Below are 21,863 nucleotides of genomic sequence, written 5' to 3'. Positions count from 1 at the left end.
GGAACCTAGCTCAGCTCGACGTCTTTGAACTCCACGGTGGTGCCCTCAACCAGGGGCGGCGTGTCGGACTCTTCGCCGTGGCGGTTGAACGCGGGGACGCCGAGGGTGGCGCGCACTGTATAGGTCCCCGCTTCCGGCACGGTGAAGTTGTTGGCGTAGTGATAGAAGGTGGAGTAGTAGAAATTCAGTTCCATCGACTGGACCACCTTGTCCTGGGCGTTTACCACCTCCAGCGTGATCGGCACGTTGGGGACGATCCTGCCGGTCGAGGCCTCGACAGGGATGATCTCGATGTGGTGGGTCTCGCCGGCTTCCGGCGCACGGAAATGCGTACCGTGCTCGTCAAACCAAGGCTCGGCCGCCTCGGTGATCAGGTTGACGGTCCATTCCCCGGACTCGACGGTCTTGCCCTTTTCGGCAAGCTCATCGGCCAGTACCTGGTACTGCTCCTGAACGCCGGCGGGAACCGTGAACGCATCTTCCTTTGCGGCTTGGGTGTTGGCGGCGGCTTGGGTGCCGCAACCGGTCAGGGCGAGGAGGGCAAGGGGGGTGACCACTGCGGCCAGGGCATGACGAAGCAACGTAAGTCCTTTGGTTGGGGTGCCGTAACAAGTGCGGACGCTAATAAGCCCCGCATGGGGAGGGTAGGCAAGGGCAGCGGGCCTTGCCGCGGGCGCCAAGGTTAGCCTTACCTAATTAGGAAGATTACCCGTCCCAGTGAATTATGCAAACTTTCCATGCGCTAATTCGGCAAAGTGTTACGGCGGGGTGCAGGAGCGTTGGGCGAAAGGCCGCATCAAGTGAGAGAGCGTTGCTTCCGCAGGCAGCGGGCCTTGCCTACTCGCCCGGCAAGGCCCGCTACGTCAGCACCTTCAGCTACCCGTCCAACTATCCGTCCCTGAACTGGGCGGACACGGGTGCCGTCAGTTGGCCACCGTGAAGGGAATCACCGTCACGCCGGAGTTGGTTGAACCCAGCGTGTTGTCGCGGCACGATGTGCGCAGGTGCAGCTTGTGCACGCCGTTGGCCAGGGTCCGGGTGTCAATGGACAGGGGAGCGGCCCCAAAAGGTTCGGGCCCGTAGGGGCCGGCGGCGTCCCGCAGCACGGTTCCGGGGCGTGCCGGAGAAGCATGGAAGTCCGGGTCGATCGCGATGAATGAGCGGGTGGCCGGGAGCGAGCCGTCAGGATGGGTGGTGAGCCCCACTACTGGCGTCCAGATGCCTGAAACCGGGCCGTCGGGAAGGGGAGCGCTGCGGACCGAGGCCTCGCAGTACTCGGCGTGCGTGTACCAGCCCTTGCCGCGCAGGAAGGCGTACCTCGAGACGTTCGACGGGGACTTTCCGTTTTGGATGCCCACCTGCCAGTTGAAGCTGGCGACCATTTGCTTGCTGTCCGGCTCCGGGACAAACGCGCGGAAGCGGACTTCCTGCAGGCCGGAATGGTTGAACGAAGAGATCGGCTGCGAGAACGTCAGCCACCGCTCACAGGTGCCGGAGCACACAAAATCGCCTTTGCCGTTGCTTGCGGGCCCCGGGCAGCTGAAGTTTGCTGCAGTGGCCCGCAGGTAGCATTTTTGGACGGTTGTTTCATTGTCTGAGGTTTTGAACACCATGGAGACGTAGTTCGCCTTGCCAGGGTTGTCGTGGAGAACCACCCTCACTTTGATGGTGAGGTTGCCCGAACTGATCGTTTCGCGCTCAGGTATGCACGCCCCCAGGTGCAGGTGGCCGGAGTTGGTGGTGGTGTTGTTTGCTTGATCCGCTTCCGGCACCCACCATGCCTGGGTGTCCACGAACTGCCGCGTTTCGGCGTAGCTCGTCCCGTCGGCTGCAGGTGCGCCTATGCAAGGCCCCGGTGCGGCCTGGGCCGTACCGGGAACCAGCGCTGGCATGCCAAGGCAGGCCAGCGCAACAGCACTCATCAATACCAGGAACCGTCTCATGATCATCCGTTCTTAGAAGTCGGCATCCGACGTCCGTGCAAACACCGGTTTCATGGAGGCCCGGCGTCGAGCGATGCAGGAAAACTGTGTGCGGGCTGGGAGCAGTCGGCGGCGCCCAAACGCCGACGTGAGGAGACCTTAGGCTGTCATTAGGCCCGGTAGGGCGTGGCCAGTATATGTGCGCGGTGTAGGCCGGGCGGGACATTTCGTAGACATTACAGACCGTGGCCGCGCACCTTTTGCGGGAGATTCGGGCGGTCTCCGTCAACGGCCGGGCATCCGCCGGCACCATCACAAGGGTGGCGGCGGCGCTTGACGGGGTCCGGCGCTCCCGCATATCCTGAACGAACGGTCGGTAAATAATTCCGGCCGCCCCCGAAGGTCTTTGCATAGGAGCAACCATGGCAGCGCAGAACTTGCAGTCAGTGCCGGAGCGAACGGCTGGAACCAGCGAAACGGCAGACGCGGCGGGCCAGGCCAACTTCGACCGCGTCATCGCCGAGGACTCGCGCATCGAGCCCCGGGACTGGATGCCGGCGGCCTACCGCAAGACCCTGCTGCGCCAGATCTCCCAGCACGCCCACTCCGAGATCATCGGCATGCAGCCGGAGGCCAACTGGATTTCCCGCGCCCCCAGCCTGAAGCGCAAGGCCATCCTCATGGCCAAGGTCCAGGACGAGGCCGGCCACGGGCTGTACCTCTACTCCGCCGCCGAGACCCTGGGCCAGAACCGGGACGAGATGACGGACGCGCTGATCGCCGGCAAGGCCCGCTACTCGAGCATCTTCAACTACCCCGCGCTGACCTGGGCGGACATGGGCGCCATCGGCTGGCTGGTGGACGGCGCCGCCATCTGCAACCAGGTCCCGCTGTGCCGCGCCTCCTACGGCCCCTACGGCCGCGCCATGGTGCGCATCTGCAAGGAAGAGTCCTTCCACCAGCGCCAGGGCTTCGAGATCCTGCTGGAACTCTCCAACGGCACCCCCGCGCAGAAGCAGATGGCCCAGGACGCCGTGAACCGCTGGTACGCCCCGGCCCTGATGATGTTCGGCCCGCCGGATGACGATTCGCCCAACTCCAAGCAGTCCATGGCCTGGAACATCAAGCGCTTCAGCAACGACGAACTCCGCAGCCGCTTCGTGGGCATGATGGTGGAGCAGGTCAGGGTCCTGGGCCTCACCCTCCCGGATGACCAGATCCGCTACAACGAGGACACGAAGAAGTGGGAGCACGGCCCGCTGGACTGGCACGAGTTCCACGAAGTGCTCGCCGGCCGCGGCCCCTGCAACTCCCAGCGGCTTGAGCGCCGCAGGCAAGCGCACGACGACGGCGCGTGGGTCCGCGAGGCAGCGGCCGCCTACGCAGCCAAGCAGCTTAACAAGCAGAAGGAATACGCAGCATGAGCCCCCACGGCAACCCCGAAGCCCCCGCCAGCTCGGCAACGGAAATCAACCGCGACGCCCCGAAGGCATCCCCCGCTCCGCAGGAGCACCACGACCGCTCGGCCTGGGGCCTCTGGGAGGTCTTCGTCCGGTCCAGCCGCGGCCTGAGCCACGTCCACGCCGGCTCCCTGCACGCACCGGATGCCGCCATGGCCCTGCGCAATGCCCGGGACCTCTACACCCGCCGCAACGAGGGCGTGTCCATCTGGGTTGTCCCCGCGGATGCCATCGCCGCCAGCGATCCGGACGCCAAGGGCTCGTTCTTCGAATCGCCCCAGGGCAAGGACTACCGCCACGCCACGTACTACACCAAGAGCGAAGGGGTGAAGCACCTGTGAGCGGCCACGGCGACATCTCCACCGGCGTGGCCGGCGACAGCAACGCCTCCGCCACCCGCATCACCCCCGGCAACGCGCTCCGCCCGGAGGACATTGCGCTCGAGGTCCGCACCGGCCTGGCCAAGCCGTCCGAGGACACCGCCGAGTACGCGCTGCGCCTGGGCGACGACGCCCTGATCCTGGCCCAGCGCCTGGGCCACTGGATTTCCCGCGCACCAGAGCTGGAGGAGGACATCGCCCTGGGCAACATCGCCCTGGACCAGCTGGGCCATGCCCGCTCCTTCCTCAGCTACGCCGGTGGCGCCCTCACAAACGAGGACGGAACGCCCAAGTCCGAGGATGACCTGGCCTACTTCCGCCGCGAGCACGAGTTCCGCAGCGTCCAGCTGTTCGAGCAGCCCAACGGCGACTTCGCGGCCACCATCGCCCGCCAGTTCGTGGTGAGCTACTACCAGTTCCTGCTCTACGGCAAGCTGACCGGATCAAAGGACGCCACCCTGGCCGCCATCGCCGCGAAAGCCGTGAAGGAAGTGGACTACCACCGCGACCACGCCGCCCAGTGGATCCTGCGCCTGGCCGGCGGCACGGAGGAATCCCGCACCCGTATGATCCATGGCCTGCGCATCATGTGGCCTTACGTGGAGGAACTCTTCCGCGACGACGACCTGACGGGCCGCCTCACGGAGGCGGGCATCGCCGTCGCGCCTTCCTCGCTCAAGGAGGACTTTGACCGGCTCACCGGCGAAGTCCTCACCGAGGCCGGGCTGGAGGTTCCGGACGTTCCCGCCGCACCCGGCGGCGGCCGGCAGGGCAGGCACTCCGAGTACCTCGGCTACATCCTGGCCGAGATGCAGGTGCTGGCCCGCGAACACCCCGGAGCAAGCTGGTGACCGTCATGGACATGTACATTTCCGACTTTGAGTCGAGGACCCGGACGCCGCGGCAGAAGGCCTGGGACATCGCGGCCACCGTGGTGGACCCGGAAATCCCGGTGCTCAGCATCGAGGACCTGGGAATCCTGCGGAATGTCGAGGTGGCGCAGGATGGACACGTAAAGGTCACCATCACGCCCACGTACTCGGGCTGCCCGGCCATGGACGCCATCCGCGACGACCTGAAGACCGCGTTCGCCAAGGAAGGCTACGCGGACGTGGAGGTGGACCTGGTGCTCGCCCCGGCCTGGACCACGGACTGGATGACGGAGGCCGGCAAGCAGAAGCTGCGGGAATACGGCATCGCCCCGCCCACGGGCATGAGCAACGCGGCACGCCACGCCGGGCCCATCCGCCTGAAAATGGCCGTCAAGTGCCCGCAGTGCGCCAGCCTGAACACCAAAGAGCTCACCCGCTTCGGCTCCACCTCCTGCAAGGCGCTGTACGTCTGCCAGGACTGCAAGGAACCGTTCGACTACTTCAAAGTGCTGTAAGGAAGCCCCATGCCTGTTGTCCGCCAGACCGCCGCCGAAGAGGCGCAGGCCACCGGCCGCCGTCGTCCGTCCTTCCACACGCTCGCCGTGAAGGAGGTGCGCCGGCTCACCGAGGATGCCATCGAGGTCTCCTTCCACGTGCCTGCGGAGCTCGCCGGCCAGTTCGACTACCTGCCCGGCCAGTACGTGGCGCTGCGCACCACGCTGCCGGACGAGACCGGCGAGCCCAAGGAAATCCGCCGCAGCTACTCCATCTGCGCCGAGCCGCGCAGCTTCGAGGACGGCACCAGCGAGATCCGGGTGGCCATCAAGAAGGACCTGGGCGGGCTGTTCTCCACCTGGGCCAATGCCGAGCTGAAGGCCGGGGACACCCTGGACGTGATGAGTCCCATGGGCGCGTTCGTGTCCCGGCACGGCCGCGACGGCCAGGCCGTGGAGCAGAACCGGATGAACTCCATGAACAACCCGGAGGAGCTGGCGGGGGACGTGGCCTCCCAGGGCGAAGCCAACTTCGTGGCCATCGCCGCCGGCTCCGGCATCACCCCGGTGATCGCGATCGCCCGCACGCTGCTGGCCGCCAACCCGGAGTGCCGGTTCGACCTCATCTACGCCAACAAGGCGGCCATGGACGTGATGTTCCTGGAGGAGCTCGCGGACCTGAAGGACAAGTATCCGCAGCGGCTGGCCATCCACCATGTGCTGTCCCGCGAGCAGCGGATCGCCCCGCTGCTGTCCGGCCGGATCGATTCGGAGAAGCTCCGGCAGCTGCTGGGCACCGCCATCCACGCGGACGATGTGGACGAGTGGTTCCTGTGCGGGCCCTTCGAGCTGGTGCAGCTGTGCCGGGACACCCTGGCCGAGCGCGGCGTGAAGCCGGAGAATGTCCGGTTCGAGCTGTTCACGTCCGGCAAGCCGGACAAGCCGGAGGGCAATGCGGGCCGTCCCGTGCTGGTGGACGAGTCTAAAGAGACGTACAAGATCACGTTCAAGCTGGACGGCCTGCAGGGCGAGGTGGCCAGCCCCACCCACGCCCGCGAGTCCATCCTCAACGCCGCGCTGCGGGTCCGCCCGGACGTGCCGTTCGCGTGCGCCGGGGGAGTGTGCGGCACGTGCCGGGCCAAGGTGGTCACCGGCAGCGTCACCATGGACGAAAACTACGCGCTGGAGCAGGATGAGCTGGACAAGGGCTACGTGCTGACCTGCCAGAGCCACCCCACCAGCAAGGAAGTCACCGTCGACTTCGACGTCTAAGTCCCCGGTCCCACCGTTGCCCGTCTGAACCATAGGAGCCCCATGATTTCCCTCTCCATCACCAACGGCGTTGCCGAGGTTGTGCTGGACGCCCCGTACAAGCTGAACTCGCTGGACGAGCAGGCGCTGGCGGAGCTGTCCCAGGCGTACGACGACGCTGCTGCCGCCGCCTCCCGCGGTGAGGTGCGGGCGCTGCTGCTGAGGGGAGAGGGCCGCGCCTTTTGCGCGGGCCGGGACATCCAGAACGTGACGCCGGAGAGCGACGACGCCGCCGCGTACCTGGGCGGGCTGGTGGAGCCGCTGCTGAAGAAGATGGCGTCCTTCCCGGCGCCCACGTTCGCGGCCGCCCACGGCGCCTGCCTGGGCGTGGGGCTGGGGCTACTGCTGGCCACGGACGTGGTGTACGTGGCGGAGAACGCCAAGTTCGGCTCGCCGTTCGCCAAGCTGGGCGCCACGCTGGATTCCGGCGGGCACTGGTACTTCACCGAGCGGCTGGGCATGCACCGGACGCTGGACCTGATCTACACGGCGGACCTGATCTCCGGCGCCGAAGCCGTGGCGCAGGGGCTGTTCAGCCGCGCCATGCCGGCGGAGTCGTTGCTGGACAGCACCCGGGAGATTGTGGCCAAGGTGGCGCAGGGTGCCACCGGAGCTTTTGTTGCCAGCAAGGAGCTGGTGGCCCACATCCGGGACCAGCGCCTGGGCCTGTGGGAGGCCATGGCGGAGGAAAACACCGAGCAGGCACGGCTCTGCAAAACCGATGACTATGCCGAGGGGTTCCGGGCGTTCCAGGAGAAACGCGAGCCGCAGTTTCGGGGTTAGGCGCCTGTGGAGCCAAGCCCGGTGGGGGCTTAGGTAGGGAGCGGTTCCCTGGACTTGGGTAAGTACGGTTGCCCCGTTGTAAACGGGTATCGCCTACTCGTGTCACCCGCGCGGCCTGGTTGTTCAATGGAAGTGCCGGCGAGGCGAGGGCTTAGTGGCCACGGCTCCCACCGCAGCATTCGCCGGCACCACCCTCGCGGCGGTTGGATGAATGAGTCTCCTGGTGAACCGGGACGATTCAGGAACGGCGGGAACCATGCGAACCAGAATGTCCACCGGGGATGGAGTCAAACTCGCGGCCTGCCCGCACCAGTTTGTTGGCCGGTGCGATGACTGTTCCGCGTCGGCTGCGCTCAGGGAATCGGACCAGATGGTGACGGATGAAGGCGGAACTACGTTCGCGGCCGAGTCCGGCCCTTACCCGTCCGCATAGGAGCGACGCAGCCTCCTATCACCGCAGGTGAAACCGTTTTCCAAAAGAACTTTCCCTGATCTTGACCAAACCTTGAAGGTTGGTTGCACCAAATCTTTATTTGCGTTGGCAAGAGTTGTCGAAGCCGGGAAAGCCCGGCCACTGCACGCCGGCGGGCCTTAGTGGCTGAGCGGCGGCTTCACACCGACACAGGAGCGCATTTGTCCGAGGTTCTGCACGCGAAGGTCACTGAGAGCGAAAAGCACGGCATCAGCCGGCGCAGTGTTGTTGCGGGCGTAGCCTGGTCCCTGCCGGTGATCGCAACCGCCATCGCCGCACCGGCGGCGGCTGCGTCAGGCTATTCGGCCACCGCAGCGCTCGTGGGCCAGGCATCGAACATCACCCTGGTCAGTTCATCAGGCACAGGATCCGGCACCAACCAGACAGGCAAGGGCCCCACGGGCTTCCAGATCAACAACACCGGCATCGCCATGACCGGGGTCATCACCGGAACTGTCAACATCAAGCCTTCCGGAACAGTGATTGCCGGGGCGGGCATCCAGTCCATTGGTTCCGCCACGCTGACGGCCGCGGTGCCAGCGTATACAAACGCGTTTGAGTACAACGCAACGTTTACCTACGCGGGCGGCGTCACCAGTGGCCAGACACTCACTTTCCCCCTCTCCTTCCAATACCAGCGCGTCACCCCGGCGCCCTCAAAGACCACCTACAGCTACACGCTGACCATCACGCTCAGACTTCCGGACGGCACGGACCGCATCATGGCCGGCATCGTCACGGTCGCATACTGACGGTGGTGTGGAAACGCGGCGGCCTCGTGGCCCAAGTCCGCACCCATTCAGCCAGCCGGGTTGCCCTGCTGCACCTGGACGCAACTCAGCCCGTGGTCCTGGAAGGCCCGGCGGCAGCGATCTGGGAACTGATCGACGGGCAACGGACCCAGCAGTCCATCCTGGCTGAGCTTGAGGCCAGCTTTGAGGACCAGGCAGGCCAGATGCAGGCGCAGGTGGAAGGCTTCCTCGCCAGCCTCGAAGCCCAGCGCCTCATTGAGGCTGTCCGCGGCGATTCCCTGTGACGGCATGAGGTCCACGGGAACCCTGGAGAACACACGTTTGGCGTGGCAGCACCGCCTGCTCGAGGAATTGGCGAGAGGCAGCGATCTTCTGTGCCTGGAGGTCCTGGGAACGCAGTTCACGGTCTGTTGGGGCGCTGAGGTGACGTGGCAGCAGCGGGATGCCATGCGCTGGGCGTGGGCGCGGTGCGTTGACGGCGGCGGGCCCTTCCTCCCGCCGCTGCCACCAGAGCCCACCATGGACCAGCCGTTCACGGCGTCCGTCACCTACCAGTCAAAGAAGTACGACGACGGTACGTTCCAGCTGCAGGCCGCCTCCTTCGAGGAGTTGGCCGAGCACCTCACGTCCCGGCTCACGGTGGCCGCCATCCTGGCCAACGCGGGCGGCCTTACGATGCTGCACGCCTGCGGGGTGGCGGACCCTGCCACTGGGGCCGTTGTGGCGCTGGTGGCCAAGTCCGGAACGGGCAAGACCACCGCGGCGTCCCTGCTGGCAGAGGTCTATGGGTATGTCACGGACGAGACCGTAGCCATCCGCCCGGACGGCTCGGTGGTGCCCTACCCCAAGCCGCTGTCCGTGAAGCAAGGGCCAGGCACCCCCAAACAGCAGGTGGGACCGGACGAGCTTGGACTCCTGCCGGCCCCTGCCATGCCCTTCCTCCAGTCGATCGTGCTGTTGAACCGGGTCCCGGGCGGCCGCCCTGCCGCGCCTAAGCTCCAGAGGGTCCCGCTGGCCGATGCCGTGCTCGCCCTGATCCCGGACTCGTCCTCGCAGGCTGAGATGGTGGAGCCGTTGCAGTCGCTGTGCCGCCTGATCGACCGCGTCGGGGGAGTCTGGCAGGTGACCTATACGGAAGCCGCGGACCTGCCTGCGGCCCTGGAGCCGCTGTTCCGGATGCAGCCAGGGGACACCAGCGAGTGGGAGGCCCCTGCGGCTGAAGCTGCCCGCTTCAGGCATATTCCGGAGGGCTACATCCGCCGCGCCGCACCAAGGGACGCCGTGGCCATCGGCGGAGACCTGCTGGTGATGCTGGAGAACCAGGTTGTGCGGCTCAGCGGCATCGGGCCGGCCATCTGGGCAGCGTCCGCCAGCCCAATACGTCCGGACCAGCTGGCCGAAGAAGTCGGCAAGGTGCACGGCACCCCGGAAGGCTACCGGGACGCCGTCGCCGCAGCCACGGAGCAGCTCATCGCAAAGTCAGTTCTGGCCCAGGGCCGCAAGTAGATTTGAGTGGAAGGAACCACCATGAGCGCAACAGCCGCTCCCGCCGAAGCGCCCGCCGGCATGGACCTGGCGGACTACCTCCGGGTCCTTCGGGTCTACTGGAAGGCCATTGTCGCGTTCACCCTGCTGGCCACACTGGCGGCGTTGGGCTGGACGGTCCTCCAGCCCAAGATCTACTCCTCCGATTCCAGCGGCATCGTGGTCACGCCGGGCTCGGACAACGTGAGCCTGTCACTGGCGGGGGACAGCCTGGCCAAGGCCAAGGTCAAAAACTATGAGTCGGTGGCAAGGTCGCGGCTGGTGGCGGACCGGGTCATCGCCTCGCTGGAGCTGAACACCACCGCGGACGCCCTGCTCGGCAACATCACCGTGAAGGTCCCGCTGGACACCGCGGAGATCCGGGTGACCGCCCAGTCCACGGACCCGGCCACGGCGCAGCGCGTGGCCGATGCCTGGGTTAACGGCCTCGCCGCCCAGGTGGAGGCGATCGAAACGGCAGCCCCGGACGGCACGCAGGTGGCCCCCGCGGCAACGGCTGTGCGCGTGCTCCCGCTGGGCAAGGCGGTCCTCCCCACGGGCCCCACCTCACCCAACACCAGGCTCAACCTGGCACTCGGCGCGCTCGTCGGCCTGGCCCTCGGTGTGGCCTATGCGGTGATCCGCCGGCAGCTTGACCGGCGCATCCGCAAGGCTGCCGACGTCGAACGGCTCTTCGGTGTCCCGGTGGTGGGCACCCTGCCGGTGGACCACCGGCTGGAGGGGAAAAGCATGGTCCTGGACGCCGGCACCGAGGCGCAGGTCCACGATGCCGGCGGAGCCATGGCCGAGGCCCTCCGGGAGCTGCGCACCAACCTCAGCTTCCTGGACGTGGACCAGCCGCCCCGGATCATCGTCGTCACCAGCTCCGTGCAGGCGGAAGGAAAGTCCACTGTCACGGCCAACCTTGCGGTCGCCATGGCGGCCGCCGGCGAGAACGTCGTAGTGGTCGACGGCGATCTCCGCCGGCCTACGCTGGTGGACGTTTTCAATCTGGTTCCGGGCGCCGGCGTCACCGATGTCCTCACCGGCACCGCCGAGCTGGCGGACGTCCTCCAGCCTTGGGGTGCACTCCCGAACCTCTCAGTCCTCGGCTCAGGCCGCATCCCGCCCAACCCCAGCGAGCTGCTGGGCTCCCGGGCCATGAGGAACATGCTGAACGCCCTTGCCGAAGACGCAGTCGTCCTGATCGACGCCCCGCCGCTGCTTCCGGTGACGGATGCCGCTGTGCTTTCGCGTACGGCGGACGGCGCCATCGTGGTGATCCGGACGGGCAGGACTACCCAGGAGCAGCTGGCACAGTCACTGGGAAACCTGGACAAGGTCAAGGGCCGGATCCTGGGCGCAGTCCTCAATTACGTGCCCACCCGGGGAACCGACGCCTACTCCTACTACGGAACATATACGTCCGCACACAGCCCGGAGACCCAGCCCGAACCTCAGCGCCATGGCGTCGGGGCGGCTACCGAGTCCGAAGGTGCCCTTGAAGCCGCGCTCAGCGGCCGCAGAGTCCGGAACTAGGCGGTGCCCGTGGCGGACGACGGCAGTGTCACGCAGCTCAGCATCTCCGAGGGCGTGCTCCTGGGCCACGCCTTGGTAGCGCGGCTGGCGGACGGCCTGGGCATCCGGGCCTTCTTCATCAAGGGCCCGGCAAGCGTGCTTCAGGGCCTGCGCCAGCCCAAAACGTCAGCTGACGTGGACGTCTTCGTCGACCCTTCACGCCTGGAAAACATACTGCAGGGTCTGCGGGATCGCGGTTGGCGGGAACGTCCCGTGGATCCGGACAGCAGAACGTTTCCCAAACATTCCGTTACCTTGGACCACCCTGACTGGCCGTGCTGCATCGACGTCCACTTCCGCTTCCCGGGAATGGAACATCCGGCCGCCGTCTGCTTCGAGGTGATGTGGGCAAGCACCGAAGTTCTCGATCTTGCCGGACGGGCCGTGCGGGTCCCGTCAAAGGCGCTGGGAATCCTGATCCTGGCGCTGCATGCCCTCCGTGCGCCGCATTTGCCTGCATGCCGGCAGGAGCTCGAATTCTTGGCGGACATCTCCAACCGCGGCTCCCACGCACTGGCCATCCTGGACGTCGCGAAGGCGACAGGCTCCCTGGCGGCCATGCGCCCCTTCCTTGAGGACCTCCTGCCGGACGCAAGCGCTCCGGAATGGCCGGAGCCGTCAGTGGAATGGCGCAACCGGCTGATGGCCAGGGAACCGGGGAGTGCCCGGCTCGTGGCAATCGTCCAGGCGCCGTGGCGGGAGAAGCCAGGGATGCTGTGGCGCGCTATGTTCCCGCCTCCCGAAGTCCTCCTGAGCCAAAACATCTACGCTGACATGTCCCTCCGGGGCCGGCTCGTGCAGCACCGGGCCAGATGGGCAAGATTCCTCCGTTCAACTCCACGGCTCCTGCGCGATCTCCGCGGACTTCGGTAGGCCCTTTAGGCGGAGAAATTGCCTTTGTCTACCCCTGATTTGTAAGGTTCAGCTATGACTACGGGGAAAGCTATCACCAAAGCCGTCATTCCTGCTGCCGGATTGGGGACTCGCTTCCTGCCCGCCACCAAGGCAATGCCGAAGGAAATGCTGCCGGTCGTGGACCGGCCGGCCATCCAGTACGTCGTTGAGGAAGCCGTGAAGTCCGGCCTGACCGACCTGCTGATGATCACGGGGCGCAACAAGCGCTCCCTTGAGGACCACTTCGACCGCGAGCCGGGCCTGGAGCGCGCGCTGGAACTGAAGGGCGACAAGGATCGCCTGGAGTCTGTGCAGTACGCCTCGGAACTGGGACCCATCCACTACGTCCGCCAGGGCGAGGCCAAAGGCCTGGGCCACGCGGTGCTGTGCGCCAGTCAGCACGTGGGCAACGAGCCCTTCGCCGTCCTGCTCGGCGACGACCTCATCGACGAGGACGAGGACCTGCTCAGCACCATGATGGAGGTGCAGCAGAAGACCGGCGGTTCAGTGATTGCCCTGATCGAGGTGGACCCGTCCCAGATCAGCGCCTACGGCTGCGCGGACATCACAGCGGTGGACGGCGAGAATTACGTCCGCGTCAACAGCCTCGTTGAGAAGCCTGCCGTGGGGGAGGCGCCGTCCAACCTCGCGGTGATCGGGCGGTATGTGCTGCACCCGTCAGTGTTCGGCGTCCTGGAGAACACCGAGCCGGGCCGCGGCGGCGAGATCCAGCTGACCGATGCGCTCCAGACCCTGGCCGCCGGCGAGGGTGAAGGCTCCGGAGTCTATGGGGTCGTCTTCAAGGGCCGCCGTTACGACACCGGCGACAAGCTGAGCTACCTCAAGGCAGTCATCACACTCGCGTCTGAGCGCGTGGAGTTCGGCGAAGACCTGAAGACCTGGATGAAGGGCTTCGTGAACTAGCTTTACGCTTCAATGCCTTCTAGAGGTCCGCTACCGCAGGGTGGCGGGCCTCTACTCTTTTGAGCGCCCACCCGGCCAGGAGTGCCCCTATGACTGCTCCCGATGTGTTTGTCACAAGATCGATCGGGCTTGCAAAACGGTCGTGAAGAACGAGCAGTTGGCCGAGTTCCATAAAGCCGGAAATCAACAACCCGAATGCTCCGATTTGCCACCACTGCTTTTCCGGAAACGCAAGCGAGCTTACTATCCCTAGCGGTACGAAGAGTCCTATATTTGCCGACGCCTCAACAAATTTGTAGTTGAACCAAGCTGGAATTCCGTGGTGATGAAGGTAATCCAGCACAGCAGCCAGTTGATCTTGCACCGGTTGATCTATGGGGCTGGGCCAGAACGCAATAAAGGCGAGCGGGACCAGCATGGCTGCGAGCACGAGCTGCCAAACTCTTTGCACGCGGAGGTAGCCCAAGCTGGGCCTCAGGAGGTCCGTAGAAGAGCTAAAACCGTTGTCGCGGATGCAGAGGCTGCCAGAAGTAGAAGAAGGCCGTAGCGGAGCGCCTGCGGGCGGAGGAATCGCATGGAGAAGTCGTACTCTCTCGGTCTTCTTCGCCAATGTCTCCCCATAGCTCATATTGATACCACAATCCGGCCGGCCGCCCTGGTTGCTTAGCCCGCTGAGACTTTAAAGAAAGAAGGTGGGTGTTCCCCATATCTGGAGTACACCCACCATCTTCGGTGGTAATTGCGTGCTGCGGTTAGGCGGCAGCCTCAGCCTTGGCACGGCGGCGAACAACAACAACCGAAGTTGCGCCGGCAGCCAGTGCGCCTGCACCGACCAAGGTCCAGAGGATCAGACCTGAGTCAGCGCCGGTGTTGGCCAGGCCGCTGCCGGTGGTAGCCAGCGGGGCGCCGCCCGTGTTGGCGAGTGAACCAACGACAGTAACCGTAACGGGTCCAACAACAACGCCGGATGTGTTACCCGTTGCAGTCAACGAGTAGGTACCAGCTTCGCTGATGGAGATCGGGAGTGAGAAGCGGCCCTGGGCGTCTGCAACTGTCGACAGCGTCTGGGGAGCTTGAACGACCGGAATCTTGGCCGCTACAGCGGCACCACCGGCGATGCTAGCGCCATCCGAAGCCGGGGCAACGCCCGGGGTCACGGTAATGGTTAGGGTTTCGCCGGCAAGGAAGCCCTGTCCGCTGAAGATAAAGTCTTCGCCCGGGCCGACGGTGCCATCAGAAACGGCGGCTTGCGGCGGAAGTGCCGGGTAGGTTGCGGCTACGGCAGGCGCCGAACCGATAAGTGCAATAGAGCCTGCAAGTGCGATCGCTGCGAGTGTTTTCTTCATGTGTCCCCCCGGAGACGTTAAGTATTGATGGTTACCCGATATGGGGAGTTTTTCCCCTCCGCACGAGACCTGTGTGCAGAACTCCGGATAGTTATCCCAAGTAAGAAGCTACCATCTGCTCTTCCCTGTGAGCAATCTCAATCCAGTCGGTTTACATAGTGTTAACGCCCTAGCCACACAGCTACGGGCAGGATGCATTTTCTATGGGTAGGGTCACATCCTTTACAGGCTGGACGGTTGGTGTGACTACAAGGTTAGGTTCAGTGTGTTGAACAATCTTTGAGAACGTAAACTCTGCTGTCTTGCTTTCCCCTGGCGCTAGGCGAACCGCCAAGACACCCACGGGACGAGCGTCGTGACGATGCGGGGCGAACTCGGTCTTCTGACCGTCAAGTTGCGCTGTCTCCACGAGTGCCTGCACTGGCCCATACACGACGATATTTGTCTGCACCGACCCAGGGGGAACGCCAAAATCGCCGGCGCCGGTTACATATGAAGGCAGGGATGTGGCTGCGTCCAACGGAGCGGTGTTGGTACTAGTTACCCGCACGGTGACCTGCTCGTAGCCATCTGCAGGACACTTCTTCCGCAACTGAACCGTGCGCTGGACGTAGTAGTCCATTTTCGCGCCCGTACCGTCATTGAAGTAAACGCCGAATTCAGAAGGCTGGACATTCGGGCCTGCTACAGAGCCGCCAAGTGGATAGGAAGCGATCAGGGACTGCTCGCTTGCTGTCGTAGACCACAGTCGTATCCTTCCTTCGTCCGTTGCCTTCGCTATTTTCTGCAAGAGTAGATTGGGTTGGGCGGAGCCACTTAAGAGCTTCCTGAAGGTCGCTTCAGCTACTCCCGCAAAATACGCGTCCTGCAATTGAGGTTCCCGGATCTTCGTATAAACCTCGGAAAGGAGAGTCGGTACGACATTATCTCCGGTCAACTCCTTGGGAAATTCCTTGGGAAGGCTGGCTATCAGGTCCGGATTCGTCAGGCTTATAGGTCCCGATGCATCGATTAAATAGCCTAGAGTAATTGGATCAATGGACAGGACGCCACTCAATTTTTCGCCTGTATTCTTTTCCCACATCGCCTGCGCAGTTTGGGCGGCAGTTGGGAAGTGAGGAGTTAAATTAACATCTTGCATGTATCGACCAAGGCGAGCCGTGTACAGCTGATTCTGCTCTGCGTCAGTTGGGATGGGAGGAACGAATTGTCCTAAAGCGCTGGCAGTCGTCTGATCCTCTAAAGTCATTGTTCCGTTATTTAGGGTTAGCACAGCCAACGCCCCTGGGATGCCTCCAGTCGCTCGCAGCTCGGCATTATTTTGCACTAGAAGCAGGTACCGTCGTTGCTCGTTCGATCCCAGCATTGCGGGGGCTAGCTTCGCGGCACTCGCTGCCACATCCAAGCGGCGCGACAAATCTCCTAACTCCTCAGTTGCTTCTGCGAGCGGCTCTGAGATCTGCGAAACAAGCACTGAAGATTCGATACGCGACAGGCGTTCGTAGGACAGTTGCACCACATTGGCAGCCGCAATCAGTTTGGGTGCGCCCCGCTGAAGCTGTTCAAGGTTAACCGCGCCGTTAGAGGGAGCAAGCGCTTCAAAATCAAGGAGGTCTGCGTCGGACAATAGGGGGACTATCGCGCGATCAACTATGTCGTCCACTGAAACAGACAGCTCGCTAGCAGTTTGAAAATTTGGCCCTATCTGAGGTACCGCGACCGCGAATTTCCATCCTGGAGTCGAAGTTACGGCCCTGGCTTCATTCGCATCGCTTTGCAGCCGTTGGAGTGTTGTTGTATCGGGACTAACGTGGCCCGTAGCTAGTTGAGCTTCCAGGATCTCGAGGTTGCCCCTAGCAGCCTTGAGGTGGTCACGCACCGCGAGCACCTGATGCGCCAACCATGCACCATATGCGAGAGCGATTACGGCTACAGCAGATGCAACCAACATGATTACTTTGCGTCGACTCATCGCCCGCACTTCATCTCCATCCCATCCTTGGTCATCCTGCCCCGGAGGGTGATTTCCCGTATGTCTTATGCGTAAGGTCTCATCAGGGGTCAAATGCAGGGCGGCCGGGCTGATTGAGTACAGAGGACTAGGTTGCCCAGATGTTTATACTGCTCCGTGACCACCAAAGACGGCCCTGAAGGTCTTTAGCAAGATCACAATATCCTGTGTAAGTGACCAATTTTCAACGTAATAAAGATCGATTCTTATGGACTGTTCCCAGGACAAATTAGAACGACCGCTAACTTGCCATAGTCCGCTCATTCCTGGACTGACAAATAGTCGTCGGTGCGCTGCATCATCGTACAGTGCAACTTCACCTTCGCGCTGAGGGCGAGGCCCCACCAGGCTCATCGTGCCAGCTAGCACATTGAACAATTGAGGAAGTTCATCAAGGGAGTACTTCCTTAGCACTCGACCCACGGCAGTAATTCTGGGATCATTCTCGATTTTGAATAGAGGCCGATCGGCTGTACCTTGTGCCTGTAATAGAGCCTGCAGCTCATCGTCAGCATTAGTCCGCATTGATCTGAACTTGATCATGCTGAAAGGCGTTCCATTTTTTCCTATTCTTCGCTGAGTATAAAAGATGGGACCCGGGCTGGTGAACTTTACGAGGGCAGCGATCGTCAAGAGAACCGGGCTGCACACCAGCAGCAGAAGGAAGGCTACGGACATGTCGAACAGCCTCTTGGCGATTCGTTTGCCGCCCGTGAGCTTGGGGGTAGAGACATGAATCAAGGGAAGCCCGGCCACCGGTTGGGTATGGATACGCGGACCCGCTACATCGGTAAGCGCGGGAGCAAGAATCATGCCCGTTCCGCGAGCGGCCAGTTCCCATCCAAGACGGCGCAACTGATCAGGACTTAGTTGGGCACCGCTGGATATAGCCACAGTGTCCGCGCCACATTCGTCGATCCCGTCAATTATTTGTTTTAGGTCGGTTGAATACCCCACGACGCGTGTTTCGATGTCGGAACTCATTGAAGCTCCTGTATGTCCAACCAAATAGGCGGCAACGGGCTGGTAGCCAGCCTCGGGGTGGCTCAGCAAAGAACGTACTAGATGCTCAGAGGAATGAGGCCCACCTATGACCATGACGCGAGAATTGCTGGTGCCCCTTGAACGTTCTACACACAAGACCTGACGAACTACCCACCTGGCAACAAGGAGTCCAAAGAGCCCAACGGGCAATGCTAGACCGACATACCCGCGGGCCGTTTCAAACTGCAACACGTAAGAGGTGATCGCGACAAAGCCGAATAGCCAGAGAGAGGCTGCTGAAAGTCGCTTATATTCCTCCGTACCTGCGCCAAGGATCTTAGGGTCCCGAGTGCCCCATAGACCAAGGAACACCCACCAGCAGGCTGCTAGCACAACCGTCAAGATTGCATAGATGACAGAGTCACCCTCGGCGGTTCCTCGGGAGTCCAATTGGAACCGGACCACATATGCGCCGCTTGTGGCCCAGGAGACGACGAAGGCGTCTGCCCAACCCAAGCGCTGCCGGTACTTCGTGCGCCAGTCGGCCGTGGGATACATAATGTTCATTCCCCTTCGGAACACTATATTTTTGAAATAGAGTTGCACGGCCATATTTTCACTTGCAGAACATCTCAAGGATGGTCTGCGTGCTGGCCCCGTTCTCCAAAAACAATCTCGTCAAAGTCATGGGACGACTTAGACGAGCGCAATTTTTCTTTTCGGCCGCCCTGTCGTTTGCTCGCGCTTTCAGAACCATAGGAGTAGTAAGCGTATGCGTCGGGCCCCTTCGAGGGTAGTTTATTCAGTACGACGCCCAACAACTCCGCATCTACCATCTCAAGAGCAGTCAGTGACTTTTCCAGGTCAGAGGCTTTCACCTGTTGGCTTCCGACCACGAGAACTACACCACCCACACGCTGAGCCAACACGCTTGCATCAGTTACGGGCAAAAGCGGCGGCGCGTCAATGATTACTACATCGAAGTCCAATTCCAAACGGTCAATTGCGGCCTGCATAGCCCCTGAGCCCAAAAGCTCACTCGGATTAGGCGGAATCTCACCGGACGTAAGGACATAGAGTTCATCGGTTCCCCACTGCTGAATTAGTTCTTCCAACGTGGCGCTGCCAATCAGAGCGGTGGTTAGGCCAGCAGAGCGCTCGAGGCCCAAATATTCACCGACCATTGGACGTCGTAGGTCAGCGTCAACCAAAGCGACTCGCTGTCCAGCCTGAGCAAGGGCGATTGCCATGTTGATGGCGGTGGTGCTCTTACCCTCGCCAGGAACAGAAGAAGTAACGAGGACCGTTTTAGAGCTGTGACTGACATGCGCAAATTGAAGGTTTGTTCTTATTTGGCGGAAAGATTCTGCGCGAGGACTTTGCGGCGGAACTTGAGTCAGAAGGCTCTTCTTCGCTGCGTCAGCATCAAAACTGAGACCTCCTAGAATTGGGACGTCAGTGATTCTACGGACATCCGATTCTCCACGAATTTTGGTGTCAAGTGCTGAGCGCAGCATTGCTGCTCCCATGCCCAGAGCCAAACCCATAAGAAGACCAAGCATCAGATTGAATCTGGTATTGGGTGCCGACGGGGTCGTGGGCGCGGTCGCGGGAGTAATGATTGACAGACGTACCGGTGAGGTTCCTCCCTGTGAGGGCCGTTCGAGCCTGTCGACAGCGTCGATAAGGCTGTTTGCAACAGCCTGAGCGATTGCCGCAGATTGAACTGGTGAAGGGTCGGCCGCGGATATTGTTATCAACACCGTATCCAGGTCAGATGATGCCGTAATTTTTGTAGCAAGCTCCGCCGGCGTCGTTTCCAAACCCAGGCTGTCAATAGCCGGTTGAAGGACAACAGGAGTAGCGGCCGTCTTCACGTAAGACTGCACTCTTGCCTGACTAAACGTATTTCCCTGTTGAAGCTCAGTAACGGACCCAGAACTTTGGATGGCCACGAAGAGTTGTGTTTTGGCCATATAAGTTGCTGGAACCGAAAGCGAGATAGCCGCTGAGATGAGTATCCCGAGCAGGGCAATAGCGGCAACTAGGACCCAGCTACGTCGAAGGACCCGGAGATAATCGCTCAATTCCAAGACATGCACCTCTCAAAAGTTTGCAGGAAGGCTCAGCAATGGTGGGCTACGCCCTGACGGACTCGAAGTTGTCGCGGTACCAATGAACCGTTGACGCAATGCCCTCAGCCAAACTGATTTTGGCTTTCCATCCTTCACTTTCCAGTTTTGAGACATCCAATAGCTTCTGAGGTGTGCCGTCCGGCTTCGACGTGTCCCACTCAGTTACTCCTTGATAGCCCACTGCGTCTGCCACAACGTTGGCCAATTCGCGGATTGTGATGTCAGTGCCAGTTCCGACATTCACTTGCTCATGGCCATTGTAAGTCTCGAGCAAGTGAAGGCACGCTGCGGCCATATCATCGACGTGTAGGAATTCGCGTCGAGGACTTCCGGATCCCCAGTTGACGACTCTCTCCGCCCCGGTCACGACAGCATTCTCGTACCGCCGAATGAGGGCAGGAAGGACATGCGACCCTTGCGGTGAGAAATTGTCTCCGGGGCCATACAAGTTAGTGGGCATCGCCGAGATCCAGGGGAGTCCGTATTGCCGGCGGACCGCCTGCACTTGCATAATGCCCGCAATTTTAGCGATGGCATAGGCATCGTTTGTCGGCTCTAGAGCGCCAGTCAGTAGGGAGTCTTCTGTAATCGGTTGTGGCGCAAACTTCGGATAAATGCAGGAGGATCCGAGGAACAGGAGTCGCTCGACGCCCGTAGCCAGTGCTGCGTCTAAGACGTTGGTTTGTATCCTGAGGTTCTCACTGATGAAGTCGACTGGGTACGTGCTGTTGGCTAGGATGCCGCCGACTTTTGCAGCTGCCAGCACCGTGTACTGCGGCCTTATCTCTGAAAAAAACTGGAAGACGGCGTCACGGTCTCGTAAGTCGAGATCTGCGGATCTCCGCCCCACCAGGTTCGTGAAACCCGAATACTCCAAATGGCGCCAAACAGCCGATCCCGCGAGACCGCGGTGGCCAGCTATGTAAAACGGGGCTTGCCGATCAAGTGGGCCAGGTTGGAAGCTAGTTGTCTCCGACATATCAGTTCTTCCAGGAGTCGAGATTGACTGTGTCGATCCATGCGTTTCCGACATGCTCAAGGGCTTGAATATCAGCGTCAACCATAAGGCGAGCGAGCTCGGGAGTATGAACCGATGCCTTCCAGCCAAGCTTTTCCTGCGCCTTGGATGCATCACCCACTAGGGCGTCTACCTCCGTGGGACGAAGGTAACGATCGTCAAACCGCACGTATTTTTCCCAGTCCAGACCGGCGTGTTCAAAGGCAATCTGAAGGAAATCCTTGACCGTGTAGTTGCCGCCCGTTGCCAACACGAAGTCATCAGGCTCGTCGGCCTGCAACATGCGCCACATGCCTTCAACGTATTCTGCGGCGTAACCCCAATCTCGGACCGCGTCCAGATTACCCATGTAAAGCAGGTCCTGTTTGCCGGCTTTGATAGCTGCCACTGCCCGGGTTATTTTGCGGGTCACGAATGTCTCGCCGCGGCGGGGGGACTCATGGTTGAAGAGAATTCCATTAACCGCGAACATCCCGTAAGCCTCGCGGTAATTCTTAGTCAGCCAGTAACTGTATACCTTGGCTGCGCCGTAGGGCGATCGGGGATAGAACGGAGTTTCTTCGTTTTGGGGCGGAGGAGTGGCACCGAACATTTCGGAGGATGATGCCTGATAGAACTTCGTCTGGATGCCTGACATACGTACTGCTTCCAGAAGACGAATTGTACCGACGCCGGTGGTGTCACCAGTGTGCTCCGGTTCGTCGAATGATACTCGTACATGAGACTGTGCGGCGAGATTATAAACCTCGTCAGGGTTTATCTGGGCCAGCAGAGTCACGAGCCGAGCACCGTCGCTGAGATCACCGTAGTGGAGGAAAAGCCTGGCGCTGGGATCATGCGGATCAACATAAAGGTGATCAATACGTGCAGTATTAAAAGTTGAGGCTCGACGAATAAGACCGTGAACTTCGTATCCCTTGCTGAGAAGGAGTTCGGCGAGGTAAGAGCCGTCCTGGCCTGTAATTCCTGTGATAAAAGCACGCTTTGTCATTGTGATTTCCCC

Annotated in this window: 21 protein-coding genes; 12 read left to right on the top strand and 9 right to left on the bottom strand. The window is 61.8% G+C overall.

What is annotated here, in order from left to right; all coding sequences use genetic code 11:
• Positions 1-5: 5 nt before the first annotated feature.
• Both ACQ3DC_RS03600 and ACQ3DC_RS03595 read right to left on the bottom strand, forming a co-directional pair.
• Positions 6-581, bottom strand: a complete 576-nt coding sequence (locus ACQ3DC_RS03600) for an iron transporter (protein WP_323056805.1) — start codon at positions 579-581, stop codon at positions 6-8.
• A 342-nt stretch (positions 582-923) separates the two neighbouring features.
• Complete coding sequence (locus ACQ3DC_RS03595; protein ID WP_323056806.1) at positions 924-1,943, bottom strand: hypothetical protein; 1,020 nt, start codon at positions 1,941-1,943, stop codon at positions 924-926.
• 401 nt (positions 1,944-2,344) lie between these two features.
• Here ACQ3DC_RS03595 and paaA point away from each other — a divergent pair, with 401 nt between their 5' ends.
• The 12 genes from paaA to galU all read left to right on the top strand — a co-directional run bounded on the left by paaA (position 2,345) and on the right by galU (position 13,366).
• Complete coding sequence (paaA, locus tag ACQ3DC_RS03590; RefSeq protein ID WP_430751554.1) at positions 2,345-3,346, top strand: 1,2-phenylacetyl-CoA epoxidase subunit PaaA; 1,002 nt, start codon at positions 2,345-2,347, stop codon at positions 3,344-3,346.
• A complete protein-coding gene (paaB, locus tag ACQ3DC_RS03585; RefSeq protein ID WP_323056809.1) occupies positions 3,343-3,723 on the top strand; it encodes a 1,2-phenylacetyl-CoA epoxidase subunit PaaB in 381 nt (126 codons plus the stop codon). Before paaA ends, paaB begins: the two co-directional genes overlap by 4 nt.
• A complete protein-coding gene (paaC, locus tag ACQ3DC_RS03580; protein WP_430751553.1) occupies positions 3,720-4,613 on the top strand; it encodes a 1,2-phenylacetyl-CoA epoxidase subunit PaaC in 894 nt (297 codons plus the stop codon). Before paaB ends, paaC begins: the two co-directional genes overlap by 4 nt.
• 11 nt (positions 4,614-4,624) lie before the next feature.
• Entirely contained in the window at positions 4,625-5,149 is a 525-nt protein-coding gene (gene paaD / locus ACQ3DC_RS03575) for a 1,2-phenylacetyl-CoA epoxidase subunit PaaD (RefSeq protein WP_430751674.1), read from the top strand.
• A 9-nt stretch (positions 5,150-5,158) separates the two neighbouring features.
• Positions 5,159-6,400, top strand: a complete 1,242-nt coding sequence (gene paaE / locus ACQ3DC_RS03570) for a 1,2-phenylacetyl-CoA epoxidase subunit PaaE (protein WP_157241412.1) — start codon at positions 5,159-5,161, stop codon at positions 6,398-6,400.
• 42 nt (positions 6,401-6,442) lie between these two features.
• A complete protein-coding gene (locus ACQ3DC_RS03565; RefSeq protein WP_430751552.1) occupies positions 6,443-7,222 on the top strand; it encodes an enoyl-CoA hydratase/isomerase family protein in 780 nt (259 codons plus the stop codon).
• Positions 7,223-7,855: 633 nt separating this feature from the next.
• A complete protein-coding gene (locus ACQ3DC_RS03560; RefSeq protein WP_430751551.1) occupies positions 7,856-8,446 on the top strand; it encodes a hypothetical protein in 591 nt (196 codons plus the stop codon).
• Positions 8,447-8,448: 2 nt separating this feature from the next.
• The gene (locus tag ACQ3DC_RS03555) at positions 8,449-8,730 is read left to right on the top strand and encodes a PqqD family protein (protein WP_430751550.1); all 282 of its coding nucleotides are present in this window, start codon (positions 8,449-8,451) and stop codon (positions 8,728-8,730) included.
• A gap of 4 nt (positions 8,731-8,734) precedes the next feature.
• Entirely contained in the window at positions 8,735-9,952 is a 1,218-nt protein-coding gene (locus ACQ3DC_RS03550; protein ID WP_430751549.1) for a hypothetical protein, read from the top strand.
• Positions 9,953-9,973: 21 nt separating this feature from the next.
• Positions 9,974-11,509, top strand: a complete 1,536-nt coding sequence (locus ACQ3DC_RS03545) for a polysaccharide biosynthesis tyrosine autokinase (protein ID WP_430751548.1) — start codon at positions 9,974-9,976, stop codon at positions 11,507-11,509.
• A 9-nt stretch (positions 11,510-11,518) separates the two neighbouring features.
• Positions 11,519-12,421, top strand: coding sequence for a nucleotidyltransferase family protein (locus ACQ3DC_RS03540; RefSeq protein ID WP_430751547.1), 903 nt, complete (start codon positions 11,519-11,521; stop codon positions 12,419-12,421).
• A gap of 54 nt (positions 12,422-12,475) precedes the next feature.
• Positions 12,476-13,366, top strand: coding sequence for a UTP--glucose-1-phosphate uridylyltransferase GalU (gene galU, locus ACQ3DC_RS03535; protein ID WP_430751546.1), 891 nt, complete (start codon positions 12,476-12,478; stop codon positions 13,364-13,366).
• 19 nt (positions 13,367-13,385) lie between these two features.
• Here the strand turns inward: galU and ACQ3DC_RS03530 are convergent, their stop codons facing one another.
• From ACQ3DC_RS03530 to gmd, 7 genes are all read right to left on the bottom strand, one after another.
• Positions 13,386-13,796 carry a VanZ family protein gene (locus tag ACQ3DC_RS03530; RefSeq protein ID WP_430751545.1) on the bottom strand — a complete coding sequence of 137 codons (411 nt, stop codon included), beginning with the start codon at positions 13,794-13,796 and terminating at the stop codon, positions 13,386-13,388.
• Between the two features lie 322 nt (positions 13,797-14,118).
• Positions 14,119-14,712 (bottom strand): LPXTG cell wall anchor domain-containing protein, encoded by a 594-nt coding sequence (locus ACQ3DC_RS03525; RefSeq protein ID WP_430751544.1) that lies wholly within the window; start codon positions 14,710-14,712, stop codon positions 14,119-14,121.
• Between the two features lie 181 nt (positions 14,713-14,893).
• Positions 14,894-16,663: a DUF4012 domain-containing protein gene (locus tag ACQ3DC_RS03520; protein ID WP_430751543.1), complete on the bottom strand. Its 1,770-nt coding sequence runs from the start codon at positions 16,661-16,663 to the stop codon at positions 14,894-14,896.
• Positions 16,664-16,828: 165 nt separating this feature from the next.
• A complete protein-coding gene (locus ACQ3DC_RS03515) occupies positions 16,829-18,265 on the bottom strand; it encodes a sugar transferase (RefSeq protein ID WP_430751673.1) in 1,437 nt (478 codons plus the stop codon).
• A gap of 74 nt (positions 18,266-18,339) precedes the next feature.
• A complete protein-coding gene (locus ACQ3DC_RS03510; RefSeq protein ID WP_430751542.1) occupies positions 18,340-19,800 on the bottom strand; it encodes a polysaccharide biosynthesis tyrosine autokinase in 1,461 nt (486 codons plus the stop codon).
• A 46-nt stretch (positions 19,801-19,846) separates the two neighbouring features.
• Positions 19,847-20,821: a GDP-L-fucose synthase family protein gene (locus ACQ3DC_RS03505; RefSeq protein ID WP_430751541.1), complete on the bottom strand. Its 975-nt coding sequence runs from the start codon at positions 20,819-20,821 to the stop codon at positions 19,847-19,849.
• A gap of 1 nt (position 20,822) precedes the next feature.
• Complete coding sequence (gmd, locus tag ACQ3DC_RS03500) at positions 20,823-21,851, bottom strand: GDP-mannose 4,6-dehydratase (RefSeq protein ID WP_430751540.1); 1,029 nt, start codon at positions 21,849-21,851, stop codon at positions 20,823-20,825.
• Between the last annotated feature and the right edge of the window lie 12 nt (positions 21,852-21,863).

It is taken from the genome of Paenarthrobacter sp. NEAU-H11, assembly GCF_050573415.1.
Taxonomy (GTDB): Bacteria; Actinomycetota; Actinomycetes; order Actinomycetales; family Micrococcaceae; genus Arthrobacter.
Note: the sequence above shows the minus strand (reverse complement) of the source record. Positions and strands in the feature narration are given on the sequence as shown.